Annotated in this window: 12 protein-coding genes; 4 read left to right on the top strand and 8 right to left on the bottom strand. The window is 67.0% G+C overall.

All coding sequences use genetic code 11. From position 1 onward, the window contains the following. Positions 1 to 9: 9 nt before the first annotated feature. The 6 genes from nagA to Herbaro_RS20955 form a co-directional block, all read right to left on the bottom strand. Positions 10 to 1,137 carry an N-acetylglucosamine-6-phosphate deacetylase gene (gene nagA, locus Herbaro_RS20980; protein ID WP_275011536.1) on the bottom strand — a complete coding sequence of 376 codons (1,128 nt, stop codon included), beginning with the start codon at positions 1,135 to 1,137 and terminating at the stop codon, positions 10 to 12. A gap of 16 nt (positions 1,138 to 1,153) precedes the next feature. Next, a complete protein-coding gene (locus Herbaro_RS20975) occupies positions 1,154 to 2,065 on the bottom strand; it encodes a glucosamine kinase nucleotide-binding domain-containing protein (RefSeq protein ID WP_275011535.1) in 912 nt (303 codons plus the stop codon). Between the two features lie 23 nt (positions 2,066 to 2,088). Then, positions 2,089 to 3,213: an ABC transporter ATP-binding protein gene (locus tag Herbaro_RS20970; protein WP_275011534.1), complete on the bottom strand. Its 1,125-nt coding sequence runs from the start codon at positions 3,211 to 3,213 to the stop codon at positions 2,089 to 2,091. Between the two features lie 16 nt (positions 3,214 to 3,229). Further along, positions 3,230 to 4,126 carry a carbohydrate ABC transporter permease gene (locus tag Herbaro_RS20965; protein WP_275011533.1) on the bottom strand — a complete coding sequence of 299 codons (897 nt, stop codon included), beginning with the start codon at positions 4,124 to 4,126 and terminating at the stop codon, positions 3,230 to 3,232. A 16-nt stretch (positions 4,127 to 4,142) separates the two neighbouring features. Continuing rightward, a complete protein-coding gene (locus tag Herbaro_RS20960; RefSeq protein ID WP_275011532.1) occupies positions 4,143 to 5,057 on the bottom strand; it encodes a carbohydrate ABC transporter permease in 915 nt (304 codons plus the stop codon). Positions 5,058 to 5,180: 123 nt separating this feature from the next. Then, the gene (locus Herbaro_RS20955; protein WP_446719289.1) at positions 5,181 to 6,467 is read right to left on the bottom strand and encodes an ABC transporter substrate-binding protein; all 1,287 of its coding nucleotides are present in this window, start codon (positions 6,465 to 6,467) and stop codon (positions 5,181 to 5,183) included. 544 nt (positions 6,468 to 7,011) lie between these two features. Between Herbaro_RS20955 and Herbaro_RS20950 the strand changes: the two genes are divergently transcribed. From Herbaro_RS20950 to mgrA, 4 genes are all read left to right on the top strand, one after another. Further along, positions 7,012 to 8,262 carry an ABC transporter substrate-binding protein gene (locus Herbaro_RS20950; protein ID WP_275011531.1) on the top strand — a complete coding sequence of 417 codons (1,251 nt, stop codon included), beginning with the start codon at positions 7,012 to 7,014 and terminating at the stop codon, positions 8,260 to 8,262. 45 nt (positions 8,263 to 8,307) lie between these two features. After that, a complete protein-coding gene (locus tag Herbaro_RS20945) occupies positions 8,308 to 9,021 on the top strand; it encodes a response regulator (RefSeq protein ID WP_275011530.1) in 714 nt (237 codons plus the stop codon). A gap of 13 nt (positions 9,022 to 9,034) precedes the next feature. Next, on the top strand, positions 9,035 to 10,579 hold the full coding sequence (locus Herbaro_RS20940) for an ATP-binding protein (protein WP_446719288.1): 1,545 nt from the start codon (positions 9,035 to 9,037) through the stop codon (positions 10,577 to 10,579). A 161-nt stretch (positions 10,580 to 10,740) separates the two neighbouring features. Further along, positions 10,741 to 11,775: an L-glyceraldehyde 3-phosphate reductase gene (gene mgrA / locus Herbaro_RS20935; RefSeq protein ID WP_275011529.1), complete on the top strand. Its 1,035-nt coding sequence runs from the start codon at positions 10,741 to 10,743 to the stop codon at positions 11,773 to 11,775. Between the two features lie 316 nt (positions 11,776 to 12,091). Here mgrA and Herbaro_RS20930 read toward each other — a convergent pair whose 3' ends face one another. After that, positions 12,092 to 12,553, bottom strand: a complete 462-nt coding sequence (locus tag Herbaro_RS20930; protein WP_275011528.1) for a YbaN family protein — start codon at positions 12,551 to 12,553, stop codon at positions 12,092 to 12,094. Between the two features lie 20 nt (positions 12,554 to 12,573). Next, positions 12,574 to 13,164 (bottom strand): biliverdin-producing heme oxygenase, encoded by a 591-nt coding sequence (locus Herbaro_RS20925; protein WP_275014067.1) that lies wholly within the window; start codon positions 13,162 to 13,164, stop codon positions 12,574 to 12,576. Positions 13,165 to 13,601 lie beyond the last annotated feature (437 nt).

Below are 13,601 nucleotides of genomic sequence, written 5' to 3'. Positions count from 1 at the left end.
TGCGATTGGTCAGGCATCGGCGAGGTCAATCTTTTCTCCTTCCACATAAACGGCCTTGATGGCGAATTGCCGGTCCATCACGATGATGTCGGCATGGCAGCCGGCGGTGAGGCGGCCGCGATCGGCCAGGCCGAGATAGTCGGCCGGATAGGTCGAGGTGCGCAGCGAGGCTTCGGCCACGTCCAGGCCCAGCGACACCAGGTTGCGCAGCGCCTGGTCCATGGTCAGGATGCTGCCGGCCAGCGTGCCGTCGTCCAGGCGCACGCCGCCGGCGCACTTGTGCACCACCTGGCGGCCCAGCGCGTAGTCGCCGTCGGGCATCCCGGCCGCGGCGGTGGAGTCGGTCACGCAGTACAGGCGCGGGATGGCGCGCAGCGCGGCGCGGATGGCGCCGGGATGCACGTGCAGCAGGTCGGGAATCAGTTCGGCGTACTTGGCGTGGGCCAGTGCGGCGCCGGCCATGCCGGGCTCGCGATGGTGGAAGCCGCTCATCGCGTTGAACAAATGGGTGAAGCCCGAGGCGCCGTGCGCCAGCGCCGCCACGCCGTCGTCGTAGCTGCCCAGCGTATGGCCGATCTGCACCTTCAGGCCGCGGTTGGCCAGCTTGCAGACCAGCTTCAGGTGGCCGTCGACTTCCGGCGCGATGGTGATCAGCTTCAGGGGCGCCAGGCTGTTGAGGTAGTCGACCTGTTCCAGTGATGCCTCGATGGCGAAGTCGGGCTGCGCGCCCAGCTTGCCGGGATTGATGTAGGGTCCTTCCAGGTGCACGCCGAGGATGCGCGCGCGGCCGGCGGCGCGTTCGCGGCAGGCCGCGCCGACCGCCTTGAGTGCGCGCTCCAGCTCGTCCAGCGGCGCCGTCATGGTGGTGGCCAAGAGGCTGGTGGTGCCGTGGCGCGCATGCAGCCGGGTCAGGGTATCGACCGCGTCGCCGCCTTCCATCACGTCGCGCCCGCCGCCGCCGTGCACGTGCAGGTCGATGAAGCCGGGCAGGATGTAGTCGCCCTCGTCGATGATGCGCGGCTCGCGCCGCAGCGGACGCCCTTCGATGGAGCGGATGCGCTCGTCAAAGACGATGTCGCCGCTGACCCAGCCTTGCGGGGTCAGCACGTTGCCATGGATGTTGTCGATGGAGTTCATGGGATCGGTTCCTGGATCATTGCTTGCTGGATTGCATGGCGCGCTGCGCCAGCAGCAGCGCGCCGTCGGCGGCGTCGGAACGGGCCGGGACGATGCGCTGGCGCAGCCGCGCATCGAGATACGGTTGCAGCGCCGCGGCCAGTCCGCCCGACAGCGCCAGCGGCAGGCGCCGCGACGGATCGAGCGTCTCGGCCATCAGCGCGATCTCGGCGGCGGCGGCCTGCAGCAGGCCGCGCGCGGCGGCGTCGCCGCCGGCGTTGGCCACCACCGGGCGCGCCACCCGCGCGAAGGCGGCCTGGTCGGCCAGCGACAGCCAGTCGAGCAGCGCGGCGCGCTCGTCCTGGGCGTCGTCGGCGGCAGCTTCCTCGCGGCACAGCGCCAGCACCGCCTCGGTCATCGGGCCGCGCGCGGCGCGTCCGTCCAGCGCCAGCTGGGCGTGGTGCACGGCGCGCATGCCGATCCAGGCGCCGCTGCCGTCGTCGCCGGTGGGGAAGCCCCAGCCGTCCACCACGCGCTGGCGGCCGTCGATGTCGGCGGCGATGCCGATGGTGCCGGTGCCCACTGCGATCACCGCGCCGGCGCGGCCTTCGTGCGCGCCCAGCAGGGTGGTCACGCCGTCATTGGCGATCTCCAGCGCGCCGAAGCCGGGGGCGCAGGCGCGGAAGTCGGCCGCCCACTGCGCCACGTTGTAGCCGGCGATGCCGATGCCCACCGCCAGGCTGGCGTCAGGCGCCAGCGGCAGGCCGGCGTTGGCGAAGGCTTGGCCGATGGCGGCGACGATGACGTTCCAGGCGGCGCCCGGGCCATTGCGCAGCGCCGAGCCGGGGCCGGAGGCCTGGGCCAGCACGCGGCGGTCGGGGCGGGCCAGCCGCACCAGGGTCTTGGTGCCGCCGCCGTCCACGCCGATCAGGTAGTCGATGGATGCCATATGCGTGTGCGATCCGGTTGCGTTCAGTGCCGCCGCGACGATTGCAGGTTGCCCGGCTTCAGGCGGGGCAGCGCCTGGCCGTCGGCGGCGAACACGTGGAAGGCGTGGCTGTCGGCCGAGAGCGCCAGGCGCTGGCCGATCTCCACGTTGCGGTTGCCGTCGCCGCGCACCACGATGTCTTGCCCGCCGTCCAGCGTCAGGTAGATGAAGTTGGCCTCGCCCAGGTGCTCGACCAGGTTCACCGTGCCGCCCAGGCGCTCCGGGCCGTCGCCGTTCTCGCGGATCTGCTCGGCGCGCAGGCCCAGCGTCACCTGGTCGCCGGCGCGCGTGGCGCCGGGCGCCACCTCGGCCCGCAGGCGCGCGCCGCCGGCGATCTCCAGCAACAATCCGTCGGCCGATGCTTCGGCCACGGTGGCCGGCAGGAAGTTCATTTTCGGCGAGCCGATGAAGCCGGCCACGAACAGGTTCTGCGGCTGCTGGTACAGCTCCAGCGGCGTGCCGGCCTGCTGGATGCGGCCCTCGTGCATCACCACGATCTTGTCGCCCAGCGTCATCGCCTCGACCTGGTCGTGGGTGACGTAGACGATGGTGGCCCCCAGCTGCTTGTGCAGCTTGGCGATCTCCAGCCGGGTCTGCACGCGCAGCGCGGCGTCGAGGTTGGAGAGAGGCTCGTCGAACAGGAACAGGCGCGGCTTGCGCACGATGGCGCGGCCGATCGCCACGCGCTGGCGCTGGCCGCCGGAGAGTTCGCGCGGCAGCCGCTGCAGCAGGTGGTCGATCTTCAGGATGCCGGCGGCGTGGCGGATGCGCTCGTCGATCTCGCTCTTGCTGCTGCCGGCCACCTTCAGGCCGAAGGCCATGTTCTTGTACACCGTCATGTGCGGATACAGCGCATAGCTCTGGAACACCATGGCGATGCCGCGTTCGGCCGGCGGCAAGTGGTTGACCACCTTGCCGCCGATGGCCAGCTGGCCGCCGCTGATGTCTTCCAGGCCGCACAGCATGCGCAGCAGCGTCGACTTGCCGCAGCCCGAGGGCCCGACCAGCACGCAGAATTCGCCGTCGCGGATGTCGAGGTTCAGTCCGGCCAGGACATCGGCGCGGCCGTCGTAGGTCTTGCGCAGGTTTTCTATGCTTACGTTTGCCATATCGGTTCCAATGGTTTTACTTCACGGCGCCGGACGTCAGGCCGCGGATCAGCTGGCGCGAGAACGCCACGTACAGCAGCAGGATCGGGATCACCGCCATCGACAGCGCGGCCAGCACCGAATTCCAGTCGGTGGCGTACTGGCCGATGAACTGTTGCACGCCCAGGGTGACGGTGCGGGTGTCTTCGCCGGGCGCCAGGATCAGCGGGAACCACAGGTCGTTCCACGCCGGGATCATGGTGAACACCGCCACGGTGGCGATGGCCGGGCGGATCAGCGGCAGGATCACCTGGAAGAAGATGGCGATCTCGCCCACGCCGTCGCAGCGCGCGGCGTCCTTCAGCTCGGTCGGGATCTGGCGGATGAATTCGGACAGGATCATCACCGCCAGCGGCAGGCCCTGGGCGGTGTAGACCAGGATCAGCGCGGTCCGCGTGTTGATCAGGTCCAGCGCCACGATCAACTGCAGGATGGAAACCGTGCCCAGCCGGATCGGGATCATGATGCCGATGGCCAGGAAGAAGTTGAGCACGCGGTTACCGGGGAATTTATATTCCGACAGCGCCCATCCGGCCATCGCGCCGAACAGCACGATGAGTACCAGCGAACCCAGCGTGACCACCAGGCTGTTGCCGAAGTAGAGCAGGAAGTGGGTGCCCGAGAGCACTTTCTGGAAGCCCACCAGGGTCAGGGTCTCGGCGGTGGGCAGCGCCATCGGGCCGTCGAAGATGGCGCTGCGGGTCTTGACCGAGTTGATCAGGATCAGCGCGATCGGGAACAGCGCGATCACCGCGTAGATGCACAGCACGAAGTGCACCCAGAGGTGGCCGGCCGCGCCGAAGCTGCGCTGCGCCAGCGTCGGCGGCGCGGCCGGCGAGGCTTGTCCGGTGTAGGGTGTGGAAGAAGTAGGCATCGGTTCGTCCTTGCGCTTATAGCGCGTAGCGGGTCAGGCGCCGCTGCACCATGACGAAGTAGGCGCCCACGCCGGCCAGGATCACCAGGAACATCAGCGTTGCCACGGCCGCGCCCATGGTCGGGCTGCCGATCTGCGCCTGGTAGCCGAAGAAGGTGCGGTAGAAGTAGGTGCCCAGCAGGTCGGCCGAATAGTTGGGGCCGGCCAGCGCGCCCTTGACCGAGTAGATCAGGTCGAAGGCGTTGAAGTTGGCCACGAAGGTCAGGATGGTCACCAGCCCCAGCGTCGGGTAGATCAGCGGCAGCTTGATCTGCCAGAAGATGCGCAGGCCGCTCGCGCCTTCGGCGTGCGCCGCCTCCAGCACCTCATCTGGCACCGCCAGCAGCGCCGCGTAGATCAGCATCATCGGGATGCCGATGTATTGCCACACCGAGATCAGCGACAGCGTCAGGAGCGCGGTCGATTCCTGTCCCAGCCAGGGGCCGAACCAGTCGGCCAGGCCGACCAGTCCCATCAGTTTCTCGCCCACGCCCCACAGCGGCGAGAGGATCAGCTGCCAGATGAAGCCGATGATCACCACCGACAGCAAGGTCGGCAGGAAGATCAGCGTGCGGTAGGTGCGCGCGCCGCGCAGGCCCTTGAGGCTGAACAGCGTCGCCAGCAGCAGGCCGATCGGGTTTTGCAGCGCCATGTGGATGCAGAAGAACTTGATGTTGTTCCACATCGCGTTCCAGAAGGCGGCCGACCAGTCGGGATCGAACAGGATGGTGCGGTAGTTGTCGAGGCCGACGAAGCTGCGCACACCGGCGTCGTTGCTGGTGTAGAAGCCCAGGCGCAGCGTATCGGCCAGGGGCAGGGCGCTGAACATGGAGTAGATGATGACGGCAGGCGCGAGAAATACCAGCAGCTGCCATGCGCGGACTTTTTTCACTGCGTCTCCTGAGGGTGCGGCGAGGGAAAAAAGGCCGGCGTCTTGGCGCGCCGTTGCCCGGTCTCCTCTTGTTATCCGACTGCGGCGCCCCGCCGATGGCGAGGCGCCGCGCCGCTTATGTTGTTACTGTTGCGGCTTGTACCACTTGGCGAATCCGGCCTGGATCTTGGCGGCCGCATCCTTGGGAGTGAGCTTGCCGTTCAGGACCTGGGCGTTGACGTTCCACATCTCGTTTTCCATGCTCGGGGTGCCGCGGTTGAGGATCTGCGAGTTCACGCGGATGGTCGAGGCGCAACCCTTGCGCCAGCCGATCATCTGCTTGGCGATCGGATCCTTCACCGAGATCAGGTGGTTGGACAGCGAGAAGAAGCCGGTGACCTTGTTGGTGTAGAGGTCGGCGAACTCCTGCGAACCCAGCCAGGCCAGGAACTTGTAGGCGTCTTCCTTGTTCTTGGATTTCTTGTTCACGCCCATGCCGATGTCGTTGTGGTCCGAGATGTAGCAGGCGTCGCCGGCCTTGGGCACCGGCGGCGGGAAGGCGCCCATGTCCAGCTTGCCGTTGAAGTAGGCGATGTCCCAGGAGCCGGCCGGGTAGACCGCGCCGCGGCCCAGCGCGAACATGTTCTGGCTGTCGCTGTAGGTCTGCGCCGAGGCGCCCTTGGGCAGGTACTGCGCCAGCTTGGCTTCATATTCCCAGGCCGCCACGAATTGCGGATCGGTGAACTTGGCCTTGCCCGAGATCAGCGCCTTGCGGCCTTCCTCGCCCTTCCAGTAGTTGGGGCCGATGCCGGTGAACAGCACCTGGTGCGATTCCCATTGCTCGGAGGTGCCCATCACCAGCGGCGTGTACTTGCCGTTGGCCTTGACGGCGTCGAGCAGCTTGAAGAATTCCGCCTCGGTCTTGGGCGGCTCCAGGTTCAGTTCCTTGAAGATCTTGGTGTTGTAGAAGAAGCCATGGATCACGGAGGCGATCGGCATGCAGAAGGTGTCCTTGCCGTCGTCGCTCTGCCAGGCGGTCTTGGCTGCCGGCGCGAAGAATTCCATGCCGGACTTGCCGTCCAGCTTTTCCAGGTGGCCCTTGTTGTACAGCGACAGCGAGACGTCGAACGGGCGGCAGGCCACCAGGTCGCCGGCGGTGCCGCCGGCCAGGCGCGCGGCCAGGCTGGAGTCGTATTCGGTGGGCGCGGTGGGCGAGAACTTCACGGTGATGCCGGGGTTCTTTTTCTGGAATGCCGGGATCAGCACGTCCTGCCACAGCTGCAGGTCGTCCACCCGCCAGCTTTCGATGGTCAGGTTGCCGGCTTGGGCATGGCCGCCGGCCATCGCCATGGCCAGCGCGCCGGCGCAGGTGGCCGAGGCCATCAGTTTTTTCACGAACGGGAACCCGCCCGCCTTCTTGGTGTTGTGCATCAAGGTCTCCTTGCTTATCGTTGGTATGCCTGCTTGATGGTTGCTGCAGCAGCCGCGGGTGCTCGGACAATGGGCAACTGCAGAGACAGCGGGCTGACGTTAGCACCGGGGGACGTGTGATGCGAGCATTGGCGGGGCGTCGCCGCGCAATGTCTAACTGTTTGATTTGAAAGGATTAAAATCCTGAGGGCGCGGGCGCGGGATTACATATCCTTACATGGGCCGCAACATGCGCCGCGGCCGGGACGGCCTGCAAGCCGCGTGCGCCGCCGCACAGGCGCGCCGCGCCGAAACAAGATAAGAAAAAACAAGATTACATTTCTTTACATGGCCTGAAGCGACTTAATGCTTCTTCAGGCGTCCAAGCGCACTGAAGAGCTTATATCTGAAATTGCGCAATGGCAGGCGCCCGGCTATAGTCTGTTCCGGTTTGGAGACACACATCATAATGATAAAAAGGAAACGGTCCGTCGTCGCGCGCATCGGTCCGGCCCTCTCGCGAGGCGCCGCCGCATGCCTGCTCGCGGCGCTTGCAGCGCTGCCGATGCAGGGGCGGGCGCTGGCGCAGACCGTGGCGGCGCCGCCGGCGCCGGCCCCCGCTCCGGCGCGTTCGCTGCAGGTGCTGCACTGGTGGACCTCGGCCGGGGAACGGCGCGCGCTCGATGTGGTCATGAACCAGTTGGCCAGGCAGGATATCCAATGGCGCGACATCTCCATTCCCGGCGGCGCCGGCATGGGCGCCGGCAAGGTACTGAAGAGCATGGTGCTGGCCAACCGCGCGCCCGAGGTCACGCAATTGAACGGCGTGATCTTCGGCGAATGGGCCGACCTCGGCCTGCTGCTGGAGCTGGACAATGTCGCCGTGCAGGGCAACTGGGAAAAGCAGATGTTTCCCACCGTGTGGCAGCTGCTTAACAACCGCGGCCATGTGGTGGCCGCGCCGCTGGGCATCCACCGCATCAATACGCTGTTCTACAACGTGGCGATCTTCAACCGGCTGGGGCTGACCCCGCCCCGGACCTGGGACGATTTCAACCGCGTGGCGCAGGCGCTGCGCAATGCCGGCATCACGCCGCTGGCGCAGAGCGCCGAGGCCTGGCAGGTCGCCACGCTGTTCGAGAACCTGGCGCTGGCCGAGAGCGGGCCGGGCTATTACCGCCAGCTGTTCGTCGAGATGCGGCCCAGCGCCTACGCCGACTCGCGCATGCTGCATATCCTCAGGCAGCTGCGCAAGCTGGGCGACGCCATGGCGCAGCCGGTGCGCGAGCGTCCCTGGACCGAGGTGGCGCGCAGCATGGTCAGCGGCGAGGCGGCGATGTTCATCATGGGCGACTGGGCCAAGGGCGAGTTCAGCGCCTGGGGCCTGACGGTGGACCAGCAGTTCGGCTGCGTCCCGGTGCCCGGCACCGGCGAGTACCATTTGTACAGCACCGACACGCTGGCCATGTTCGCCGGGAATTACGCGAACCAGTCCATGCAGGAGACGCTGGCGCAGATCGTGGGTTCGCCCGCGGTGCAGTCGGAATACAATAAATTCAAGGGATCCATCCCGGTCTGGCGCGCGCCGGACCCGCACATGGACCGCTGCGCGCGCGACTCGTGGCGCGCCTTCAGCCGCGGCCCGGCCTACCAGGCGCCCAGCCTGGTGCACCGCATGGCCACCGACGAGACGACCAAGGACGCCATCATCGCCGAGGTGCAGCGATTCTTCCTGGACCGCGGCGTGACGGAAGAACAGGCGCAGAAGCGACTGGCGGCGATCGCGCGAACGCTCTCGCGCCATCGCAACGACTGACAAGAATCAAGAACCGACATTGGATTTGGAGATGGAGCGGCAGCCATGACACGCAAGATATTGATTGTCGACGACGACCAGAAGACCCGCACGCTGCTGAAGGCCTATCTGGAAAAGAACCAGTACGAGGTGCGTCTGGCGCACGACGGCGCGGCCTTCCTGGCCGAGTTCACGCGCTTTGCCGATGAGCTCTCGCTGGTGATCCTGGACGTGATGTTGCCCGACACCGACGGCTTCGCGCTGTGCAAGACGGTACGGCGCAAGTCGAACGTGCCCATCATCATGCTCACCGCCAGCTCAGACGAGACCGACCGCGTGGTCGGCCTGGAGCTGGGCGCCGACGACTACATCGCCAAGCCCTACAGCCCGCGTGAACTGCTGGCGCGCATCAAGGCGATCCACCGCCGCATCGGCATCGACAGCGCCAACGCGCCGCGCTACTACCGCTTCGTCGGCTTCACGCTCGACACGGTCGAGCGCACCCTGCTCGACAGCGCCGGCGGCGTGGTGTCGCTGACCGGCATGGATTACCAGCTGCTGAAATACTTCGTCGAGCATCCCGGCGACGTGCTGGACCGCAATGTGCTGTGCGAGGAGACCCGCGGACGCGACGCCGGCCCGCTGGACCGCTCGCTGGACGTGCAGATCAGCAAGCTGCGCCTGCGCCTGAACGACGGCGGCCGCCAGCCGCACCTGATCAAGACCGTGCGCGGGGCCGGCTACGTGTTCTCGGCCGACGTCAGCGCCGCGGCCGCCTGAGCGCCCTCCCATCATGAACGACGCCACCCCGGCGGCAGCGGCCGAGCCCGTTGCCGCCTTCCCCGCATCGGCGCGGCCGGCCACGCTGCGCGGCCGGCTGGGCGCATTGCTGGACTGGATGTTGCCCAACTCGTTGCTGGGCCGCCTGTCGGTGGTGATGATCTTCGGCGTGTTGGTGACCCAGGTGGCCGGCGGCCTGATCTGGGCCGCGCAGCTGCGCAGCAAGTCCGAGGCCGAAACCCGGGTCGCGGCGCAGCACCTGGCGCACAGCGCCTCGGTGGCGATCCGCTACTTCCTGAGCCTGCCCGCCAACTACCGGCCGCTGATGATCCAGCAACTGCGCGAGATGGGCGGCACGCGCTTCTTCATCAACGCCAACAGTTCGGTGGTGCCGGTCACGCCCATCGGCGACAACCCGCTGGCGGCGGTAGCCATCGACGTCGCCGCCCAGACCTTGCGCGACGATCTCCCCTTCATGCCCGAGGCCAGGCTGGACTTCGCCTGGCCCGACAACCTGCAGGTCTCCAGCGACGGCCTCAAGGTCGGCGACCTGCCCGACAACTGGGTGCAGCACATCCTGCTGACCAAGCCCAATTCGGCGCCGGTGCTGGTGATCCAGATGCAGGTGGAGAACGGGCGCTGGCTGTACCTGGCCGCGTTGATGCCCAATCCCTACTTCCTCGACAGCGGCAACCCGCTGTGGCTGGACCGGCTGGTGCTGCAAGGCCTGTCGCTGGCGGCGATCCTGTTGCTGACCATCCTGGTGGTGCGCTGGACCACGCGTCCGCTGGCCGCGCTGGCCGACGCCGCCGAAGCCTTCGGCAAGGGCGAGACCGTGCCCCAGCTGCCCGGCACCGGCAGCCGCGAATACGTCAAGACGGCGCGCGCCTTCTCCGGCATGCGCGAGCGCATAAAGCGCTACCTGGAAGACCGCGAGCGGCTGTTCGTCTCGATCTCGCACGACCTGCGCACGCCCATCACGCGTCTGAAGCTGCGCACCGAGCTGATGGACGACGACGACATGCGCACCGAATTCCACGACGACCTCGACGAGCTCGACATGATGGTCAAGGGCGCGCTGCAATCGGTGAAGGACAGCGACATCCACGAAAACCGCACCGAGGTGCGGCTGGACGCGCTGGTGACGCGCATGATCCGCGACGCCAAGATGGCCGGCCACGAGATCGCGTTCACCCCTTCCGGCGTGAACGTGCACGCCAAGCCGCTGGCCCTGAAGCGCGCCATCGGCAACCTGTTCGATAACGCGTTGTTCTATGGCCAGAAGGTCGAGATCGCGATCCGGCCTTCGCAAGGCATCGGCGGGGAGCTGGTCGAGATCGAGATCCGCGACCACGGCCCGGGCGTGCCGGAAGACGCCATGGGCACCCTGTTCCAGCCCTATGTGCGGCTGGAGCACGGGCGCGCCCGCAACAGCGGCGGCATGGGCCTGGGCCTGGGCATCTCGCGCAACATCGTGCAGGCGCACGGCGGCGAACTGCTGCTGCGCAATCATCCGGAGGGTGGCCTGGTGGCCACCATCGTGCTGCCGGCGCGCTGAAGGGGCAATGATCGGGATCCATCTGCCGGACAGATCAATCGCATCGTTATATTCAATTTAAAAAACAAGAAATGACGGCGTAGACTTTGCCGGGCTTTCCCCTCCGATGGCGCGCCATCGCTTCCTACAAGAACCTTGAGCAATACAAGCAAAGGACACTCATGACCTATATCGCCGATCCGTCCCGCTACGATGGCCAGATGCCGTACCGCCGCACCGGCAGGAGCGGTCTGCTGCTGCCGGCCGTCTCGCTGGGACTGTGGCAGAACTTCGGCGGCGTCGACAATTTCGAGACCGGCCGCGCCGTGCTGCGCCGCGCCTTCGATCGCGGCGTCACCCACTTCGACCTGGCCAACAACTACGGTCCGCCGGCCGGCTCGGCCGAAGAGAATTTCGGCCGCTGGCTGGCCAAGGATTTTGCCCCGTATCGCGACGAGCTGGTGATCTCCAGCAAGGCCGGCTGGCAGATGTGGCCGGGGCCCTACGGCGGCCCCAGCGGCGCGCGCAAGCACCTGATCGCCAGCTGCGAGCAGAGCCTGCGTCGCATGGGCCTGGACTACGTCGACATCTTCTACTCGCACCGCGTCGACGCCGACACGCCGCTGGAAGAGACCATGGGCGCGCTGGCCCACCTGCACCGCCAGGGCAAGGCGCTGTATGTCGGCATCTCGTCCTACTCGCCGGAGCTCACCCGCCGCGCCGCGGCCATCCTCAAGAGCGAAGGCGTGCCGCTGCTGATCCACCAGCCCAACTACTCGATGCTCAACCGCAGCATCGAAGGAGGCCTGCTGCCGGCGCTGGAAGAACTGGGCGTGGGCTGCATCGGCTTCTCGCCGCTGGCGCAGGGGCTGCTGACCTCGAAGTACCTGGACGGCGTTCCCGAAGGCGCGCGCGTGACCCGCGCGCCTTCGCTGCCGCAGCGCATGCTGTCGCCGGAAAACCTGGCGCGCATCCGCGCCTTGAACGAAGTGGCAAACAAGCGCGGCCAGACCCTGGCCCAGATGGCGATCGCCTGGGTGCTGCGCGATGCGCGCGTGACCTCGGCGCTGATCGGCGCGCGCACCATCGAGCAGCTGGACGATTCGCTGGACGCGCTCAAGAAGCTGGACTTTACCGCCGAAGAGTTGAAGCAGATCGACAGCCACGCCACCGATGGCGACGTCGATTTGTGGAAGGTGTCGTCGTCAATCACCTGATGCGGAGGATGTAGAGAGATGAACGGGCCCGCGCCGTGTTGACGGCGCGGGCCTTTTTCATTGCGGGTGCAGCATGACGGACGACGCTGGGTCCTCACTTCAGCGTCAAGCCATCTCTCATCGCTTTCTTTAATCCGTCGTCCCCGCGAAAGCGGGGACCCAGTGACGTTTGTCATGCCTCGACGACCATAGAACGACGCTGGGTTCCTGCTTTCGCAGGAACGACTAAGGAAGAACTTGAACATGAGGAGGTGCTATCCATCTCCTCCCTGTCGTCCCGGTGTCGTCAAGCCGAGGTTGAGGCAAAAGAGAAGGCTTACTTCTCAGCGCCTTCTCCGGGTTTGCTGTCCTCCACCCGATCCGGCCGCGACCACATCCACGCCGCGCCGGCGGCCATGCCCAGCGCGGCCAGTACGATCACCCAGCGGTGCCGGACGGTGAACAGCATGATTACCAGGCACAGGCTCATCATCAGTGAGGCGCTGATCTTGGCGCGTCGCGCCACCACGCGGCCGTTGCGCCAGTTGTGGATCATCGGGCCGAACATCGGGTGGGCTTCCAGCCAGCGCTGCAGGCGGGGCGAGCCGCGGCCGGCGGCCCAGGCCGAGAGCAGGATGAATTCGGTGGTCGGGATGCCGGGGATGAAGATGGCGACGATGCCCATGCCCAGGCTGGCGTAGGCCAGCGCCAGCCACAGCCAGCGGGTGCGCGCCGGCGCCAGCCGCGCCCGGACTGGCGGCTCGGCCTTGGGAGGCTCGCCTGGAACGCGGGTATCCATGACGCGTGCTGCAGGCCTGCTCAATCCAGCGCGAAATGCCGCTTGAGCAAGTCGCCGAAGCGCCCGAAGGCGGCCGCCGCGCCGGCCAGCACGGCATCGTGTTCGGCCGGCGCCAGCGCGGGGCGGTCGAGGAAACCGACGAAGCGGCGCCAGACCAGGGCGCGCCCTTCCGGATAGGCCGCCAGGTTGCGCGCGCCGAAGGTCTCCGTCAGGCCCAGCTTGTCCTTGGCCTCCTTGAGCAGGAAGGCCGCGCCCAGCGTCGAACCTTCCGATACATACAGCCACCCAAGCGCCGCCGGCATGGCCACGCCTCGGCTGGCGAGCGCTTCCTCGCCGGGCGCCGCCCCCAGGTCCGCCAGGTCGGCCAGCGCCGCGGCCTCGCGCCCGCGCACCTGGAGGTCGGGCACGGCGGCCTGGATGGCGGGATCGTCGAACAGGTGTTCGACGTCGCGCTGGAAGTGGTACTGCGCGGCCACGAAGCGCGCGTAGTGCGCGCGATCGGCGAAGGGCCGCGCGCGCTCCATGAGCGCGTGCATCTGTTCATGCAGCGTCGCGGTCTCGTGCTTGAGGCGCGCGGAAAGCAGGGCGGGGCGTTCGATAACGGTATTCATCGCAATGGAATGGAGCAGCGTGGTTCGGTTGGCGGCAAGGCCGCTGCTGGCGCGCCGGGCTCGCCAGGACATGACCTCGTCATGGGATCCGCGGCCGCGCGCATGGTTCAAGCATAAGCCGGATCGGGCCTGGCTGCATTGGGCGGGGGCGGAAAGACGAGGGCGGCTGGCAGGCCCGTCGGGTACATGGCGCGCGAGCGCGGGAAGCTCGGGCCTTGGCGCGGGTGTCTGGCTGACTGATGGCGGGATTCTACCTCATCGGCCGCATGACGCATGCGGGTGAACCCTTGTGCAGGATTTCGCATCCCGCCGGGAAAGATTTCACCCTTGTAACACGTAAGTAAAAATTGCCACGTATAGTCCGCTGCGTGCTGAAACTGACAAATGGCTGACAAGCAGTCGACTGAACGATGACGCACACCCGGCACGCGCGCACC

The organism is Herbaspirillum sp. WKF16, from assembly GCF_028993615.1.
GTDB lineage: Bacteria > Pseudomonadota > Gammaproteobacteria > Burkholderiales > Burkholderiaceae_D > Herbaspirillum.
Note: the sequence above shows the minus strand (reverse complement) of the source record. Positions and strands in the feature narration are given on the sequence as shown.

Bases quoted from the DNA above. Each gene is read 5' to 3' on its own strand.
- Herbaro_RS20965 (WP_275011533.1), bottom strand. From the start codon at position 4,126: ATGCCTACTTCTTCCACACCCTACACCGGACAAGCCTCGCCGGCCGCG.
- Herbaro_RS20975 (WP_275011535.1), bottom strand. From the start codon at position 2,065: ATGGCATCCATCGACTACCTGATCGGCGTGGACGGCGGCGGCACCAAG.
- Herbaro_RS20925 (WP_275014067.1), bottom strand. From the start codon at position 13,164: ATGAATACCGTTATCGAACGCCCCGCCCTGCTTTCCGCGCGCCTCAAG.
- mgrA (WP_275011529.1), top strand. From the start codon at position 10,741: ATGACCTATATCGCCGATCCGTCCCGCTACGATGGCCAGATGCCGTAC.
- Herbaro_RS20930 (WP_275011528.1), bottom strand. From the start codon at position 12,553: ATGGATACCCGCGTTCCAGGCGAGCCTCCCAAGGCCGAGCCGCCAGTC.
- Herbaro_RS20955 (WP_446719289.1), bottom strand. From the start codon at position 6,467: ATGCACAACACCAAGAAGGCGGGCGGGTTCCCGTTCGTGAAAAAACTG.
- nagA (WP_275011536.1), bottom strand. From the start codon at position 1,137: ATGAACTCCATCGACAACATCCATGGCAACGTGCTGACCCCGCAAGGC.
- Herbaro_RS20970 (WP_275011534.1), bottom strand. From the start codon at position 3,213: ATGGCAAACGTAAGCATAGAAAACCTGCGCAAGACCTACGACGGCCGC.
- Herbaro_RS20940 (WP_446719288.1), top strand. From the start codon at position 9,035: ATGAACGACGCCACCCCGGCGGCAGCGGCCGAGCCCGTTGCCGCCTTC.
- Herbaro_RS20945 (WP_275011530.1), top strand. From the start codon at position 8,308: ATGACACGCAAGATATTGATTGTCGACGACGACCAGAAGACCCGCACG.
- Herbaro_RS20950 (WP_275011531.1), top strand. From the start codon at position 7,012: ATGCAGGGGCGGGCGCTGGCGCAGACCGTGGCGGCGCCGCCGGCGCCG.